This is a genomic window from Chryseobacterium luteum (assembly GCF_000737785.1).
GTDB lineage: Bacteria > Bacteroidota > Bacteroidia > Flavobacteriales > Weeksellaceae > Chryseobacterium > Chryseobacterium luteum.
The window spans coordinates 42,179-58,302 of record NZ_JPRO01000016.1 but is presented as its reverse complement, the minus strand read 5'-3'; the positions used below and the strand labels follow the sequence as shown (position 1 = coordinate 58,302).

General features: G+C 37.5%; 14 protein-coding genes. 1 reads left to right on the top strand and 13 read right to left on the bottom strand.

The annotated features are described in order from the left end of the window. Window positions 1–152: 152 nt before the first annotated feature. The gene (locus tag IX38_RS16415) at window positions 153–1,262 is read right to left on the bottom strand and encodes a M14 family zinc carboxypeptidase (RefSeq protein ID WP_034706794.1); all 1,110 of its coding nucleotides are present in this window, start codon (window positions 1,260–1,262) and stop codon (window positions 153–155) included. 814 nt (window positions 1,263–2,076) lie between these two features. Between IX38_RS16415 and IX38_RS16410 the strand changes: the two genes are divergently transcribed. After that, complete coding sequence (locus IX38_RS16410) at window positions 2,077–2,613, top strand: helix-turn-helix transcriptional regulator (RefSeq protein ID WP_034706791.1); 537 nt, start codon at window positions 2,077–2,079, stop codon at window positions 2,611–2,613. A gap of 57 nt (window positions 2,614–2,670) precedes the next feature. Here the strand turns inward: IX38_RS16410 and IX38_RS16405 are convergent, their stop codons facing one another. The 12 genes from IX38_RS16405 to IX38_RS16350 form a co-directional block, all read right to left on the bottom strand. After that, a complete protein-coding gene (locus IX38_RS16405) occupies window positions 2,671–3,690 on the bottom strand; it encodes a T9SS type A sorting domain-containing protein (RefSeq protein ID WP_034706789.1) in 1,020 nt (339 codons plus the stop codon). Between the two features lie 365 nt (window positions 3,691–4,055). Continuing rightward, the gene (locus IX38_RS16400) at window positions 4,056–5,222 is read right to left on the bottom strand and encodes a proline dehydrogenase family protein (protein WP_034706788.1); all 1,167 of its coding nucleotides are present in this window, start codon (window positions 5,220–5,222) and stop codon (window positions 4,056–4,058) included. Window positions 5,223–5,286: 64 nt separating this feature from the next. Beyond that, on the bottom strand, window positions 5,287–6,216 hold the full coding sequence (locus IX38_RS16395; RefSeq protein WP_034706787.1) for a UbiA family prenyltransferase: 930 nt from the start codon (window positions 6,214–6,216) through the stop codon (window positions 5,287–5,289). A 10-nt stretch (window positions 6,217–6,226) separates the two neighbouring features. Further along, window positions 6,227–7,153, bottom strand: coding sequence for a mevalonate kinase family protein (locus IX38_RS16390; protein WP_034706862.1), 927 nt, complete (start codon window positions 7,151–7,153; stop codon window positions 6,227–6,229). A gap of 196 nt (window positions 7,154–7,349) precedes the next feature. After that, on the bottom strand, window positions 7,350–9,515 hold the full coding sequence (locus IX38_RS16385) for a M12 family metallo-peptidase (RefSeq protein WP_034706786.1): 2,166 nt from the start codon (window positions 9,513–9,515) through the stop codon (window positions 7,350–7,352). A 302-nt stretch (window positions 9,516–9,817) separates the two neighbouring features. Next, entirely contained in the window at window positions 9,818–11,308 is a 1,491-nt protein-coding gene (locus IX38_RS16380) for an MFS transporter (RefSeq protein WP_034706784.1), read from the bottom strand. A gap of 106 nt (window positions 11,309–11,414) precedes the next feature. Further along, complete coding sequence (locus IX38_RS16375) at window positions 11,415–12,593, bottom strand: acetyl-CoA C-acyltransferase (RefSeq protein ID WP_034706781.1); 1,179 nt, start codon at window positions 12,591–12,593, stop codon at window positions 11,415–11,417. 59 nt (window positions 12,594–12,652) lie between these two features. Beyond that, window positions 12,653–13,066 carry a hypothetical protein gene (locus IX38_RS16370; protein ID WP_034706780.1) on the bottom strand — a complete coding sequence of 138 codons (414 nt, stop codon included), beginning with the start codon at window positions 13,064–13,066 and terminating at the stop codon, window positions 12,653–12,655. Beyond that, entirely contained in the window at window positions 13,063–13,467 is a 405-nt protein-coding gene (locus tag IX38_RS16365; RefSeq protein WP_034706779.1) for a hypothetical protein, read from the bottom strand. Before IX38_RS16365 ends, IX38_RS16370 begins: the two co-directional genes overlap by 4 nt. 149 nt (window positions 13,468–13,616) lie before the next feature. Next, window positions 13,617–14,708 (bottom strand): hypothetical protein, encoded by a 1,092-nt coding sequence (locus tag IX38_RS16360; protein WP_131368695.1) that lies wholly within the window; start codon window positions 14,706–14,708, stop codon window positions 13,617–13,619. 84 nt (window positions 14,709–14,792) lie between these two features. Then, window positions 14,793–15,500, bottom strand: coding sequence for a hypothetical protein (locus IX38_RS16355; protein WP_034706776.1), 708 nt, complete (start codon window positions 15,498–15,500; stop codon window positions 14,793–14,795). After that, window positions 15,466–16,020 carry an RNA polymerase sigma factor gene (locus tag IX38_RS16350; protein WP_034706775.1) on the bottom strand — a complete coding sequence of 185 codons (555 nt, stop codon included), beginning with the start codon at window positions 16,018–16,020 and terminating at the stop codon, window positions 15,466–15,468. The genes IX38_RS16355 and IX38_RS16350 overlap by 35 nt, the downstream gene beginning before the upstream one ends. Window positions 16,021–16,124 lie beyond the last annotated feature (104 nt).

The following is a 16,124-nucleotide window of genomic DNA, read 5'->3' as shown; positions in this document are numbered from 1 at the left end:
TCTATAAAAATAATAACGTCCTCAAAGAGTAATGCTTTTTGAGGACGTTTTGTTTTATGCTCTGATTGAGCAGATGCGTTTATTATCTTCTATATGCTTATTTTCAAAATCTGTGAGGAAAATATGAGCTCGGTTATTCGTAACAAAAATATTTAATCTTCTATTGTAAATTCTGCGGGAGAATCCAGTTTCGGATATTTGGTAGCGGCTACAAATTTCTTTCCTGTACAGTCTATTTCCAACCAGCCTTTTCTTTTTTTCACATCTCCCACTTCCATTACAAAAGGAACAAAAGATATTTCATCCTTTCCTTTTTCTATCATTTCGCGGTACTGAACTGCAACGTCCAGAATGCACTCGTGGCCTGTATTCAACTTTACATTTCTGTAAATAATGTCATAATGCGTTTCCTGGTTTTCCGGAATTTCAAGATATTTTTCCCAGCCTTCAATATCAGAGTTCAGCTCACTGATTGCTTTTAATGCATAATATAAAGCAAGTGTATAATATTTCCGGGTTCCCTTTCTTGTATAATCGTCCACAAAATGCCCGCCTTCAAATAAAATAGTCGGCATTCCTGCTTTTATAAAGTTATCACCGGTAGAGGTCGGATAAAACTCATCAGAATATCTGCCGATCTGGTTTGGAATTAATTCATTCAAGTGTTCATAAACTTTTCCAATTACAGCCATGCATTTTTTCCTGTTATCCGTTACGGTACGTTCTATATTTTCGGAGGGAGCCAAAAAGGAAAGTGTTGCCGGATGTATCCCGTCTGTAGTAAAAATAGTTCTCTGTTCGTGCAGATTTAATGCATAGTCGTATTTTTTTGAAGCAGCAGCTTTTTTAAGGAGTTTAATCTCTTTGCTTGACTCGTTGTGAAAATCCCTGTTCAGGTCAATATCGGCAGCATTCATTCTTGTCCATCTTTCTGAACCGTCAGGATTCAGCATAAAAATAAAATCCAGTGTGATCTTGCTGAAAAAATCTTCTTTTATTTCCGGAGCCTTATCTAAAGTCTCCAGGAGATCAAGCATCGCGTGGGTGGCATTGGACTCATTGCCGTGCATCTGCGACCAGGCAAGAACATGAATAGCTCCTGTTCCTATGCTTAACTGATAAACGGGTTTATCTAAATACGATCTTCCAATCTCATGAATGTAATCGCTGAGAGTGTCCTGTAAATAAGAAAATAATTTTTCCGGGGAAATATAACGGTTTGGGAAATCAGGGTTAGGAGAATACATTTGTTCAAAGTTCATTATAGATAATTTACAAGAGTCAAATTTAATGATTTTTAGACAGAAATAAACAGTTAACATTTGTAATTACACTAAACAATAGCGACTGTCATTTTGTCTGTGGATAAAATTGTTAATTGCATAATATATAAAACAAAAAATTTAAAACACATTAAATCAGTGTTTTATAGGATTTATATCAATTATATTTATAACCTTACTTTAAGTGGAAAAATTACTGTTTATTTAAGAATAGGTATAATATAGTTAAACATAATTAATGTGGAAAACTATACTGCTTACATATGTATACAAATGTAAATTTATATATTTTGCATTTATTGCTGAATTTCACAGGGATTTAAAAGTATAAAAAATATATTTTACTCTATTTACAGGATTTATAGTCTTAAAGAAAATATCTATTATATGTTTTTACCATAAAGAATTGTTTTATAGCTATTTATATGCAATATTACAATTGTATACGATATAATAAACACTTTTCATCTTAAGAATAGTATCTATATATGCCATGGGTTAATATATTAATAAACAATGCTTTATAATATATTTATCTGGGTGATTTATTTTAATAATACTTATGAAGAAAAGATGTTTAGTGATATTCATTTGTTATAAATTATACCATTAAAATATAATTTACATTATTTAATTGAATTTTATCGTAAAGTAGATTACATAAATTGTTATTTATCAATATGTTATACTAGTTTACATATGTATATTAATAAATATTTATATCATTTACTTTTGTAACTTGTTCATGTGAATTTTATTATTTACATTTGTAAAACAACTGAAAGCTTATTTTATGAGTTTAAACGAGAGAATTTCCAAAGTTATAGAATATTCAAATCTCAGCCCTTCCGAGTTTGCAGACGAGATTGATGTACAGCGTTCATCTATTTCGCACATTACTTCCGGAAGAAACAAACCGTCTCTGGAATTTATTATAAAGATAAAGTCGAGCTTCCCTGAAATTCTTTGGGACTGGCTGGTTACGGGCGAAGGTGAAATGCTGAAATCCGAATTACCGGAAGTAACATCTGTTTTAGAGGAAAAGAAGGAAGATGAGAAAGGAAAACCTACTCCGCTGCCCGATCTGTTTACCATGATGAAAGATGATGAAGATTTCGGAGCTGAAGAGGAAATTGAGTCATTCAAAGAAAGCCCGCGAGAATCGTTTGTACCACCCCCATATAAGACTCAGGAAAATATATCAGATTCTCAGCGATTAGAAAATATCAATAACCAGGCTATTAATCAAGTCATTGGAAATCAATCAAATAAAATAAAAAGGATTGTTCTGTTTTATGAAAACGGAAAATTTGAAAGTTTTGAGCCATAAAAAACCTGGCCAAAGAAAATGGCCAGGATAAAAAATATTTGAAGAAGAAAACTAAAGCTATTGCTTTATTAGTTTTGTAATTTTTGCAAGCCCGCCTTCACTCTTTATTTTCAGAATATAATTTCCCTTTGGAAGATCTGAAACATTGTACTCTTCGGAACCCTTTAAAGTACGGACCAGTTTTCCGGATGCGTCCATAATTTCTACAGTACTTATTTTAAGCTTTTCAGGATTATTAATTCTGAAATTGTCTTTTACAGGATTAGGATAAACCTGAATTCTGTTATCATACTGCATCGTTTCCTGTGTGCCCAATGTTGTAGAAGTAAAGGTAATTACAAATGGCATATCCAAAGGATAATCCGGAGCTGTTGCAGGATTTCCGGCATCTACTACAGGGGCCCAGGTTCCCCCGATAGCGTCAAACTGCTTCGCATTAAAAGAGGGAAGCCCCCTGTTTCCTACGATGGTAACTGCAGGTAAGAAGCCCGCATTGGCAGTCACTACATTTTGCAACTGATATTTTACCCAATACGTACCCGCACTCAAAGTTTTAGGGGTACTGGCTGTAACTTTCCATATCTTTCTATTGGTTGCAGGGGGTGTAGGTGCTGGTACCAGACTGTTTCCGGTTCTGTACATATTAGCATCCACACCTGCACTGAACCTGTTTGTTGTATCATCTCCATATACACTTACGGCGCCTGCAACAGATGGATCTGAACTGAATATATTAACCCTCACTGTATTAAAAGGAGCTGTAGTTCCTGAATAATTTGTCTGATAGGCAAAAAAATCTATGGTCGTGATCTGCCAGCTGGATCCGGCCGGGACCGTAAAATCATCGGCAAGAAAATAACTTGTTGTAGCCGAACTGAATGTTCCTCCTAAGCCAATGCTGGTATTAGACTCTGTAGTATTTCCTGTGTTGTTCTGAAGTTCAGACCATGTGTATCCGGCTGGTGCCGCAAGACCACCTTTAGAAGTAGCCCCGGTACTTAAACCTCCATTGGCGTAGGTTTGCGCTGTAACAAAGTTAGCTGCCATAAAGGCAGCAATGAGTAATGCTGTTTTCATGTATTAGTTTTTTTAATGGTTCATTCAAATATAACGAATAATGATCACTAAAAACTATAAAAAATTAAATTTTTAAATCATATATGGCTTATACGTGAATATTATACCATTTAATTTGTTTAAACTTCTTTGTTGGAAAGCTGCAAAGTTTTAAACGTATGGATGTTTTCAGGCATAGGAAAATCAAATATTTTCAGCAAAAACTATAAAATAAATGTTTAGAAGTTTTATCGCAGATAAAATATTTGCGCCTTTCCGACTGGCCAACTTACACTATAAGATATAAGTTTAAACAGATGTATTATCAAAATAAAAGACCTGCAGTATTTCTGCAGGTCTTAAGTATATCTTTTTATATGATATTACTATTTTTTTCTTCTTTCCAGTTCTTTCCTGATGAGCCCCAATTCTCTTCCGGTCTGCCCGGCTACAGAAGTGTTTTCCCTGGCTCTTCTTGTAAGATAAGGCACAACGTCCTTTACTGGTCCGTATGGAAGATATTTAGCCACATTATATCCTTTATCCGAAAGATAGAATGTAATATTGTCGCTCATTCCGTAAAGCTGCCCAAAATAGACATGCGGATTGCCGTTTTCAAGAGATTTGGCTTTCATTTTATCCATAACCAATTCAGATGAGATCTCATTATGGGTACCGAAGAATGCAGATACTATATCCAAATGATTCATTACAAAATCAATTCCTGCATTATAATTCTTATCAGAAGCTTCTTTATCCGGCTGAATAGGATCCGGATATCCTTTTTCCGCCGCCCTTGCTCTTTCCTTCTCCATATAGGCCCCGCGGACGATCTTGTACCCGATGAAGTAATTTTTTTCTCTGGCTCTCTGAAGATGGGCTTCCATATACTCCAGCCTTCCGGTTCTGTACATCTGGATGGTATTCCAGACGATCGGTTTTTCCCGGTTGTATTTCTCCATCATTTCCTCACAAAGCTGGTCTGCAGAATCCTGCATCCAGGTTTCTTCCGCATCTACCATTACTTTTTTATCATTTTCATGGCAAAGGCTGCATACTTCATCAAATCTTCTTACGACCCTTTGCCATTCTTCTTTCTGGCTTGAAGTAAGCTCAGAACCTTTTCCTACCGCCTCATACAGATCAATTCTTCCAAAAGCAGTCGGCTTAAACACAATAAAAGGAATAGCCGGATTTCCAACAGAGAATCTGATGATCTCTTTGATCTCTTTGCATACCGCATCAAAGGTTTCCTCATCTTCCTTGCCCTCAATAGAGTAATCGAAAATACTTCCCACTCCTCTTTTGAAAAGCTGTTTTACCGCTTTCATACTTTCTTCACGTGTTTCGCCACCACAGAACTGCTCAAACAGAGTGCTTTTTACAATCCCGGTCACGAAAGGAAAATTGTTGTGTACCGTAAAATTAAGGACAGAAGTTCCAAGGCTGGTAAGAGCAGGCTGTTCAATCATTTTAAACATCCAGTACGCCTTTCTCAGTTGTGCATCAGACTTGTCTGCAAATGCAACTTTAGTATCGTTAAAAATGGGCATTCCTTTTTATTAAATTTAGTTTTGCAAAGGTAGCAATAACCTCAGTTTATTTAAAGAAATTTTTCTACAATTTGCTTTCAATTCCGTTCAGAAGCATTGCGATAATTCCTATAAAAACCCAGAATCTTAATATATTGAGTGTGAAGAATTTACTTCTTCTGGTAGATTGAAGTAAAAGGTAAATACAGAAGATCATTACAAACATGCCTCCGGTAAAGTAATAGGCCATAAAGCCTGATATACCTGTTTTAATGATCAGTTTCATGGAAACAGCTATTGTGATAATCAGTAAGGAAATAATAATAATCCTGGTATTTCTGCTTTTAAAATAGTTCGGAATTGTTGTATACCCGAATGCCCTGTCAACGCTTTTCGTTAGCATATCTTTCACAATATCGATACACAAAAGGATCATAAAGAGAAAAACTGCCATCAGCAGTACCTTTTTGGAAAAGGTTTCGTAGTACACCATCATTCCGAAAAAAGGATACAGCGTAAGGCTTACAAAAGTAAGATTGTTAATGATCAGCAATCTGCTTAATTTATGGCTGTAAAACCACATAAAAAACTGGTATACAAGAAAAAAAGCAAAAACCTTATGAGAGATCATCCATGCGACCCCAAGAGAGATTGCGGTAAGAGCAAGGTAAGCATACAGAAAATATTTCTGCTTGATAAAGCTCTGGATTCTGGTACGGAAAGGTTTTACAATATGGTCTTTTTCCAGATCATAAAACTGGTTGATGATTCCTCCGGCCAGGATGGTTATCACGGTACAGAAAATAATACCATGTACTTTAAAATCAAAGACAAATTTACTAAAGGTTTCATCCTGATTGAACAGGAAAAAAGTAGATACATAAAGGGCAAACGTCAGCAGTAAAGCAACGAAGAATCTGGCACCGATCAGAAAGCCCACGAATTGTGAAAATCTGTAAAATATAGATTTAGAGACATAGTTTTTAGACTGGAAAGTTTCTTTTTCAGAATTCATTCCAGTCTGTTTAAAATCTGTAAATCACTTCTTTTTGGAAGCCTTCAAGCATTTTTTCTGCTTTCGCATAATCTTTAGTGAAGCCCAGAATATATCCGCCGCCGCCGCTTCCGCAAAGCTTCAGATAATAGGCATTGGAGTCCAGTCCTTTTTTCCAGATATTAAAAATACTTTCAGGGATCATCGGGCGGAAATGTTCATAAGCCCAATGGGAAAGTTTTTTCAGGTTTCTGAAGAAAGGATTCATATCTTTTTTAAGGAAAGAATCAATGCATGCGTTGTTGTAACGGATGAATTCTTCTTTTAATGTTTTACGGAAACCTTCCGTTTTCATTTTTTCAAAGAAAATCTGGATCATAGGGCCGGTTTCTCCGGTGATACCGCTGTCGATAAGAAAAATAGCTCCTTTACCCTTCTCGCCCTCAGGAATAGAAACCCTGTCAAGGTTTTCTTTATTCTCAATAAGGATCGGAAGGTTCATGTAGCAGATCAGAGGATCCATACCCGAACTTTTCCCATGGAAATAGCTTTCCATTTCACCGAAGACGGTTTTTAATCTTTTCAGATTATCTTTTGAGATTTGTTCAGGATCCAGCTTACTCAGCGTATATTTTTCAAAAATAGCCGCCACCAAAGCCCCTGAGCTTCCCACTCCATATCCCTGCGGAATATTGGAATCGAAGAAAAGTCCGGATTCAATATCATTTTTGAAGCTTTCGATATCCAATTTAAAATCATCGGAAAGGTCAAGCGTTGCAAGGAAATCAGAGTATTGCTGCAGATGTCTGTTGGATTTAAGTTCAAATTCAGAACTCAAATCTGAGAATTTCAGAGCTCCCTTATAGAAACTGTAAGGTACTACAAGCCCCTGAGAGTCTTCAATCATCCCGTATTCTCCAAAGAGAATTATTTTGGCATAAAATAGAGGGTTCGTCATTTTGACAATAAATCTTTTTGCAAAGTTAAAATTATTCCGCTGAATATAAGCAAAACATAAGCCGAATTCCAATTTATTTGAGCAGAAAGTTTTTTTTCCAGATTTTGACCACTCCAAAAAGCGGAAACTGTTGTATCTGTATACAGCAAAAAGCCTGAAATAACCAGGCTTTTATGATTAATTGACGTAAATATGATTAGTTTTTGATTAACTTTTTATTTACAGTCTGCTTTTCTGTTTCTACCGTTACAATATAATTTCCTGTCAGGATAGCTGAAACATTGATTTCCTGCCTGTTTCCTTTTAATGAAGAAGCTGACATTACCAGTCTTCCTGCCTCATCATAGATTTTATAAGATCTTAGGGCATCCTTGGATGAAATGACAATCATATTTTTAGCAGGATTTGGGTAAATGCTTATCAGGTTATCATTTTTATTTACCTCATCAATGCCTAAGACATTGCAGGAGAAAGACGCTTTCCAGCCGTTTTCCGTAACACCGGGATCTGATACGAATTTTACCGTAATAGCTCCCGAAGAATGTGTGGAAGTAAACGGACCGGGCGCTGTGCTTCCCGTAAGATTATCCCCGTTTGCAAACAAAGGAGATGTCGTAGAAGGTCCATTATAGATATACATAAAATCATAGTCCTCTTCCAGGTCAAAGTCTGTAAAAGTCATGGTAAGTGCTCCGGAAGCGGGATAAAATGTTTTAACGATTGTTTCATCGTTTCCGTATCCTGCATTCTGGCCACCTGTATCTGTAAACAGAGCACCGTCGCACCAGGACGCATCCGTAAGGAATACCTGGGTTCTTTGATAAGCCCCGGATCCGGAACAGGTTGTTCCTACCGATAATTTATAATAGGTCGCAGGCTGAAGGCTGCTGAAATTAATTGTCTGTGCACTTATAATTCCTGATGCTACAGGAGTTTCATCCATTTTGGTCAGTTTATATTTCCAGGATGTGGAAACAGCATCGGTAAAGGCTGCGTTAGCTGAACTCTGGGTAACATTTAAAACATTCATCTGTGTAATGGTAGATGCACATGCGGTAGTACAGTTGGTCCCAAGACATGGCTTTGAATCAACCGTATTCCTGATCAAAGCAGCAGGCTGCGGACCAAACCCGTTACTGAAACTGATTCCTACTCCGGAAACAAGGTGACAGTAGCTCATAATTGATCCTTTAACCGTTGTGGAAGGAATCGGGCCTGTACATCCTTCGCTGTAGCCGGCCTGAGGTCCACAGCCGTCAATTGCTGTATTATTTCCGTTCCAGGCACAGGCATGTGTGTGAGGAGATCCTAGGCTATGTCCCATTTCGTGTGTCATAGCCTGAATGGTCCATGAATATACAGGAACATTGGAATAGGTCTGTGAAATACCTGAATAGGCATGTTTATAGGTTCCGCATAAAGAGTTCACATAAGCAACGCTTGTTGTAGCCGGAGCGTTGATCAGGTGGGCAAGGTCTCCGTTGAAGGTCTGCCTGTTGTTTCTAAAATTTCCCAGATTGGTGTTTGGATTTCCGGTATAAGGATCCTGTGTTGTCCAGATGTAGATTTCATTTAATGCCACTTTAATGTCGTCATTGGTATAGAGCGCGGCAATATTGTTATGAACAGCAGTAAGCCAATTGGTAGTGGTAGTTGTGTTGGAATTATTATTCTGATAAGGCTTAAAGCATACCTCGTAATAAATTCTCACACAGTTCTCAGTCATCGCTTTTTTGCTCACAGAAGGATCAAATGAGACTTTTTTTGCCTGATTTTCTTTCAGCTCATCTACGCCACAGACGAAAGGATTGGCTCCGGTGAGTTTAGATTCTGAATAGCTTACAAAATCTTCAGCATTTTTTGCTTTTCCCAATACCACATTTCCAAGCTCAGAAGTAGAAGCTACTCCCACCACATCATCATTAAAGAAACTGAAAGCTGCAATGGAAGTATTATCACCTTTTACAATTCCGATATAGTAGGCACCCGGAGTATATTTTACTATTTCTCCTTTGTTGGTAACCACTTTAAAACTGTTTGTAAAAATCTGATTTTTATACAGTTCTACAGTAATCTGCCTGTTACCTTCGAAAGGAAAGCTTATTTCGAGGTATTCCGGTCTTTCATCAATCAGCCTTTTCAGCTCAGCGGATTTTATGTTCATGACCGTAATATCAGTGGCTGCTCTTTTGTATTCGGAGAATTTTTGTGGTGCATTATTGACTTCAAACAGATTATACTTCTGAAAAGTATTTTTCTCTGCATGATATTCTGAAATTTTTTGTGCAACAGGTCTCAGTTTCTGGGTAAAACCAAGGACAAAGCATTGCAGCAGGCATAACACTAGGATCTTTCTTATCATTTCACTAAATTAGATTTACAAATAAACAAAAAAAATCAAATTACAGTGATAAATAATTAACATTTTAAGATAAATTTTTATTCTGAACCTCTATAAATAAAAACTTAAACCTATATTTCTTAAATTGAGACAATAAAAAAGAAGCTGAATTTAAAATCCGTTACCTTATCCTGTTTTTTACAACACTATTCCCCACTTCTATTGTCGAAATGTTGGGTTTGCCTGTTTTTGCAATTTTACTGCACAAAAAAAGATACCTCAAACCGAGATATCTTTTTTTATTTTGTTAAAAACAGTCCTTTTTATAAGGTATCTCTGTCTTTCAACATATTGACTTTTAAAAACCGGATCAGAATAAGTCCTGTTGCGAAAAATAAAGTCATAGAAAGTGCTGCGATACGCATATTATTAAAATGTTCAATCAGTGTCGCAAAGATAAACGTTCCGATAATGATGGCTATTTTTTCCAATACATCATAGAAGCTGAAATAGGTGGTGTTTTCCATAGAATCTTCCGGAAGAAGCTTTGAATAAGTAGATCTGGACATAGCCTGAAGCCCGCCCATAACCAATCCTACTACTGCTGCTACACCATAGAACTGATATTCTACTGTAGGATTTTCCTTGTTCAGGAAATATGCCCAAAGACAGGCAACGATCCACAATACAATGGCAATAGAGATCACATTCTTATTTCCTATTTTTCTCGATAGCCTGGAGAATATAACCGCCCCGATAATTGCTTCGATCTGAATAACCAAAAGAGTTCCTATCAGCTTGTCCTGAGCCAGGTTGATTTCACTTTTTCCAAATAAGGTAGCCATCAGGAAAATGGTCTGCATCCCTACACTATAAAAGAAGAAGCTGGAAAGGAAGAATTTCAGGTTTTTATCTTTAAACAGCACTCCGCCTACTTTGAAAAGCTCATGAAAACTTTCTTTGGCTATGTCTTTATAAAAGCTCATATTATCTTTAAGAACTTCAAAGAAACCTCCCTGTTCCTCATGTTTTTTAAAGATATTCTTATAGTTTAGAAGGACAAGATCTTTAGGCAGCTTTTCTTTAACGTCTCCAAACTGAGGAAGATGCTTAAACGTATACTGGGAAAATCCGAACCACCATGCACCGGTCAACAGGAAACTTATCCTCGTAAATAAAAGCTGTTGCGCCGCTCCTTTTGCAAAAACCTGAATAAGTACCAGACAGATCACCACAAGGACTACAGAACCCAGATAGCCATAGACATATCCTTTTGCGGAAAGTGCATCCTGTTTGTCACGGGTCGCAATATCCGGCAGGAAGGAGTTATAAAACACCAGACTTCCCCAGAACCCGACACTGGCCGTAATACTGAAAAGAAGCCCTAAAAACACGTTATGCATCCCCGTAAACATAGCAAGTCCCATACATGAGGTAGCTCCAAGATAGCAGAAAAACTGCAAAAATGATTTCTTGTTCCCAATGGTATCTGCCAGCGAAGACAGGAATGGAGACAATAACACTACGATAAAAAATGATATGGTAAGTGAGTAACCGTAGACCGCATCCGGCTGGTATTCATTCCCGAAGATCTTTATCATATGCCTCACCGGAACATCAATCCATGATTTTGTTTCCGCTATGTACTGTTTTTTCTCATAAGCAGTAGTGAGTATGGAATAGTAAATAGGGAAAATAGTGGAGGTAATAACCAATGAGTAAACAGAATTCGCCCAGTCGTATACAGCCCAGGCTTTCATAATCCTTGGATTATTCTTTATGTTTGGAGGCTGTTGATTCTCAATTTCAGACATTTCAAATAAATATTAGTAGCACAAAAATAGAAAAACCATTAAGAAATCGATCAGAATTTAGAAAAATTATCGATTCCTTAATGGTAAAATATTCTTCGAGAGAATATTACATATTTTCAATCACGATAGCAGAAGCTCCGCCACCACCGTTACAGATAGCTGCAGCACCATATTTTGCGTTATTCTGCTTCAATACATTGATCAGCGTAACAATGATTCTGGATCCTGAACTTCCCAGCGGATGTCCGATGGCTACTGCGCCCCCGTTTACATTTACTTTGGATGCATCCAGTCCCAGGATCTTATTATTGGCAAGACCTACCACGGAGAATGCTTCGTTGAATTCAAAGAAATCGATATCCGAAAGCTCCAAACCTGCCTTTTTAAGGGCAATCGGTAAAGCTTTTGAAGGAGCTGTCGTAAAGTTTTCAGGTTCCTGGGCTGCATCAGCATAAGAAACGATTCTTGCCAACGGCTTCAGTCCCAGTTCTTCCATTTTTTCTTTAGAAACAAGGATCAAAGCGGAAGCACCGTCATTTAGTGTAGATGCATTGGCAGCGGTTACCGTTCCTTCCTCTTTCTTGAATACGGTAGGAAGTGTTGCAATTCTGTCAAAGTTAACCGCTTTATATTCTTCATCTTCAGCAAAAATTACAGGATCTCCTTTTCTTTGAGGAATCTCAACAGGAACCACTTCTTCTGCAAATTTCCCTTCGCTCCAAGCTTTTGCAGCTCTTTTGTAAGATTCTATGGCAAAATTATCCTGGTCTTCTCTTGTAATACCGTAATCTACAGCACATTTCTCTGCACATACGCCCATATGCACTTTGTTGTATACGTCTGTAAGACCGTCCAGTACCATACCGTCCTGCATTTTGATATCGCCCAGCTTGGTGGCAACTCTTGCATTATAGTAATGCGGAACTAAGGACATATTTTCCATACCTCCGGCAACGATTACTTCAGCATCACCTGCTTTAATAGCCTGTGCTGCCATAGTTACGGCTTTCATTCCTGAAGCACATACCTTGTTTACTGTAGTGGAAGGCGTCTCGATAGACAGACCTGCACCCAGTGCCGCCTGACGGGCCGGTGCCTGGCCTTCTCCTGCCTGCAGCACATTTCCCATATAGATCTCCTGAACATTTTTAGGATTAAGACCGATTTTATTTAATGCTCCCTTTACAGCAGCAGATCCCAGCTTTGTAGCAGGAACCGTTGAAAGGCTTCCCATAAAACTCCCTATAGGGGTTCTTACCGCGGAAACGATGAATACTTCTTTCATGTGTATGATATTTTACTTTTTTATAAACAAATGCAGCCTTTCAGCCTCATTATACGATTTTATTTTTTTGCTTTTATGTAAATAACCTCAAACTGGCTGTTATCAATTTTGGACTGTACCTTGAGTACATTATCCTGGGTTTCCACAATTTTATTATTAAAGACATCGCCTACCTGAACGGGATCATTTTTGTCGGATTTCTCCAGAACAATGGCTTTATAATTACAGTCGTCCACGAAAACAAGTGTGGATTTTATATAGTCTTTCCCATTGTTGAAATATTCGGTCTGAACATTTTCTTTAATGGTCATATACCATATTCCTTCCGGGTAGTTGGCCCTCAGGAATTTCCCGTCTCTTATGTTTTTACATTTGGCCGGCTGATCCGGCTTTTCAAAAGCTGTCTGTTGAGATTTCGCCTGTGAACATACCAGCACCAGTAAAGCTGCTGATACCGTTTTTAAACGTTTCATATCTGTGTGTTTTTATTTACTTTTTTACTGCCCCCGGCAAGAACCATGAGGAAGGCTCCTAAAAATTCTACCACCCAGCCCCATTTCAGTTTTACAACTCCTGCAAAAGCCTCTCTCCAGGATTTGAACGGCAGAAAGCTGAAATATTCCAGAGACTGCATTTTAACGGCAACAAGCGTGAAGGCAAATAACAGAATCAAAAGTATCCCGAAAAGCCTTACCATTTTCCCATTGCCATTGACAATACCAAAAACTGCACATGCAGCAAAAACCCAGCATGCAGCAGCCAGATAGTGATCCAGTTTCCAGTAGTTCCAGTTTCCAATAAGGGGAACATGAACAAGAGGCAGGAAACTCCCTACCACTACCAATATTAATCCTAATAACTGAATATTTTTCATATTTACTAAAGTGCCAAAATACAAAAAAAAACACACTTTTAAACAGTGTGTTTTAAAAACGGATGATTGGTGTACAAACATTCGTTAGCATCAATAAAAATGAATTAAAATTATATTATATTAAAAAAATGCTGCATTTTATTATTTAATCAGAAAATGACATTCACGAATTCCATACCGATCTGCACTCCGTATTTATTCTTCAGCAAGGCACTGTCATTGAATATGGGAGTAAAATCTTTCTGAACAAATACCTTAAGGCCTCCATAACTGATTCCGAACTTTCCGCCAACGATAAAATCGTTCACCCCATGCATAATTCTTTCTCTTTCTACGATTCTTCTGGAATTTTCGTTCGAATATTTTATATAGTTCACACTTCCCACTTTCACGCCGCCATACGCTCCCAGCACCAGACTTAATTGTTTTTTTCTGTTATCGAGATACTGAGCTCCTTCATACTCCGTATATTTTGGGTTCAGGACCAATCTTAGGTCTACAGGTACGTATATATAGGTATTGTTGAATTGGGTTTTTTTTAAATTTCCGCGGTCAAAATCATCTACAAACAGGCTGTTGTTGTCCTGCTTGAAAACCTTGCCGTATTTGGGAACATATTGATCGAATCTAACGCCTAAGCCAATTCGGTAAAACACGGGACTCTTAAAGCCTCCTACCTGGCCTTCATATCTCAATGCCATCTGTGAAGAATTGATGATGGTATTTCTGGTATCAGAATTTTTATCGTAAAAATTAAAAGGCTCATTTTTAGCAGTCAGCCCGGTTCCCATTATACTGCCGGATAATTCCACGGTCTGTAAGGAATTCTTTGGAGTTTTTCCTCTCTTCTGTCCCAGTTTCATGTTCAGACCATCAAGCCCCAGCCACATCTCATTTTTCTTTACACTGTCGCGGTCCATAAAAACAGCATTTTTAACCATTTCTTTTGTAGCAGACTGCAGTTCGTTTTGCCGGGCATCTATTTTTTCATTGATGGTTTGCTGGTATTTCGAAGCAATTTCAGAGCGCTGTTTCTGCTTTTCTTCTGATGTGATTTTCTTTTCTTTAAAATCTTCATCAACCTGATCCAGCTCTGCATTCATTTTGAATTTTTCCGAAACCACAATGCTGTCTATTTTTTTTGAATAGATTTTAATCTGTGGATTCATATCCTGCCTTTCCTGGGCAATACCATATGTAAAAGCCATTACAGCAGCCATGAAGATTAGTTTTGTTTTCATATTTATTTTTTTAATTTTTAGACATTATTTTAGCCCTGTTCATCATTCAGAGCAGTATCTTGATTTTATAAAAAAGTTTAAGATTTATTTGGATTCCAGATAAACGGTTACTCCTAAAACGGTTACGTTACCTACATTGGGAACAATTTTATCAAATTTGAAAGCTCCCAATTTGCGATCCTCTTTATTGACTTTTTCCCGGGCTTTATCAAGCTCCCTCCCCAAAAGAAGCTCATCGGGGTTGATATAGTTTGATTTTTTAACTTCTGCAATTACCGGAGAATTTGGCAGGCCTTTATCCTCAATACTTCCCTGATTAATGATGGTATTTCCAGATTGATTGAATGTATCCAGCTGTTCTTTATGTTCTGCAACCTGAGTAACGGGTCGTTTTTTTTCTTCCTGAGGAAGCACCACTTGGTCAGGGTTATTTTTTCCGTGATTTTCATTGACTATTTTGGGTTCCCCTGCAGGTTCATCATTTGAAATGACAGATGGAGGCTGAAGATCGGAATTTACCGGGTGAGCTTCTTTTCCAAGTGTTTTTTTAACAATATAATCTGTTTTTTTATAATCAAACCCTGATTGATACTTACTGTAATAAATAACAGTCCCGACAGAAATCATCAGCAGTACAACAGCAGCATATTTCCACCATTGAAAAGGCCGTTTTAACGCTATTTCAGGTATTGCGTCCAGTTTCTGATCCAATCTGTCCCAAAGATCCTCGGAGGGGCTTATTTCGAGCCTTTCGTAATCAGATTTTAACTGTTTCAGTATTTTTTTTTCCATTTTCTTCTGCTTTTAAAAATTCTGCGAGCCATTTTTTTGCTTTGCTCAGCTGACTTTTGCTTGTTCCTTCTGAAATATTCAGAATTTCTGCAATTTCCTGATGCTTTTTTTCTTCAAAGACGTATAAGTTGAAGACCAGCCTGTATCCTGCCGGCATCTGTGAAAATATTTCCTCAATATTGAGTTCCTTCATCCCTTCATCCGGATATTCATCAGAATAATCGTCTGCAATTTCTATATCGGCATACAGAATATTTCTGTTCTTCCTGACAAAGCTGATGGAATCGTTGACGATAATTTTCCTCAGCCAAAAAGGAAAGCTTTTCCAGTCTCTGCATTCATCCAGCCTGGTGAAGCATTTCATAAACGCGCTGATGAGAATATCTTCCGCATCATGAAGGTTATTCGTATAGGAATTTGATATGGCCAGCATTTTCGCCGAAAACATTTCATAGAGGGCTTTCTGCGCCATCCGGTCCTGTTTTTTTGCCAGTAAAAAATTCTTTTCGAGATTCTCCATGTATCTGTTTCTATCTATAAGACGGAATTTGTTGTAAAAGGTTGCCCGAAAATAAAAAAATTGCACCTTTTTTCAAAAGTGCAATTTAATATTTTAATAATCAG

Excerpts from the sequence above, each read along its gene's own strand:
- IX38_RS16415 (WP_034706794.1), bottom strand. The coding sequence starts at position 1,262 with ATGAACTTTGAACAAATGTATTCTCCTAACCCTGATTTCCCAAACCGT.
- IX38_RS16410 (WP_034706791.1), top strand. The coding sequence starts at position 2,077 with ATGAGTTTAAACGAGAGAATTTCCAAAGTTATAGAATATTCAAATCTC.
- IX38_RS16405 (WP_034706789.1), bottom strand. The coding sequence starts at position 3,690 with ATGAAAACAGCATTACTCATTGCTGCCTTTATGGCAGCTAACTTTGTT.
- IX38_RS16400 (WP_034706788.1), bottom strand. The coding sequence starts at position 5,222 with ATGCCCATTTTTAACGATACTAAAGTTGCATTTGCAGACAAGTCTGAT.
- IX38_RS16395 (WP_034706787.1), bottom strand. The coding sequence starts at position 6,216 with ATGAATTCTGAAAAAGAAACTTTCCAGTCTAAAAACTATGTCTCTAAA.
- IX38_RS16390 (WP_034706862.1), bottom strand. The coding sequence starts at position 7,153 with ATGACGAACCCTCTATTTTATGCCAAAATAATTCTCTTTGGAGAATAC.
- IX38_RS16385 (WP_034706786.1), bottom strand. The coding sequence starts at position 9,515 with ATGATAAGAAAGATCCTAGTGTTATGCCTGCTGCAATGCTTTGTCCTT.
- IX38_RS16380 (WP_034706784.1), bottom strand. The coding sequence starts at position 11,308 with ATGTCTGAAATTGAGAATCAACAGCCTCCAAACATAAAGAATAATCCA.
- IX38_RS16375 (WP_034706781.1), bottom strand. The coding sequence starts at position 12,593 with ATGAAAGAAGTATTCATCGTTTCCGCGGTAAGAACCCCTATAGGGAGT.
- IX38_RS16370 (WP_034706780.1), bottom strand. The coding sequence starts at position 13,066 with ATGAAACGTTTAAAAACGGTATCAGCAGCTTTACTGGTGCTGGTATGT.
- IX38_RS16365 (WP_034706779.1), bottom strand. The coding sequence starts at position 13,467 with ATGAAAAATATTCAGTTATTAGGATTAATATTGGTAGTGGTAGGGAGT.
- IX38_RS16360 (WP_131368695.1), bottom strand. The coding sequence starts at position 14,708 with ATGAAAACAAAACTAATCTTCATGGCTGCTGTAATGGCTTTTACATAT.
- IX38_RS16355 (WP_034706776.1), bottom strand. The coding sequence starts at position 15,500 with ATGGAAAAAAAAATACTGAAACAGTTAAAATCTGATTACGAAAGGCTC.
- IX38_RS16350 (WP_034706775.1), bottom strand. The coding sequence starts at position 16,020 with ATGGAGAATCTCGAAAAGAATTTTTTACTGGCAAAAAAACAGGACCGG.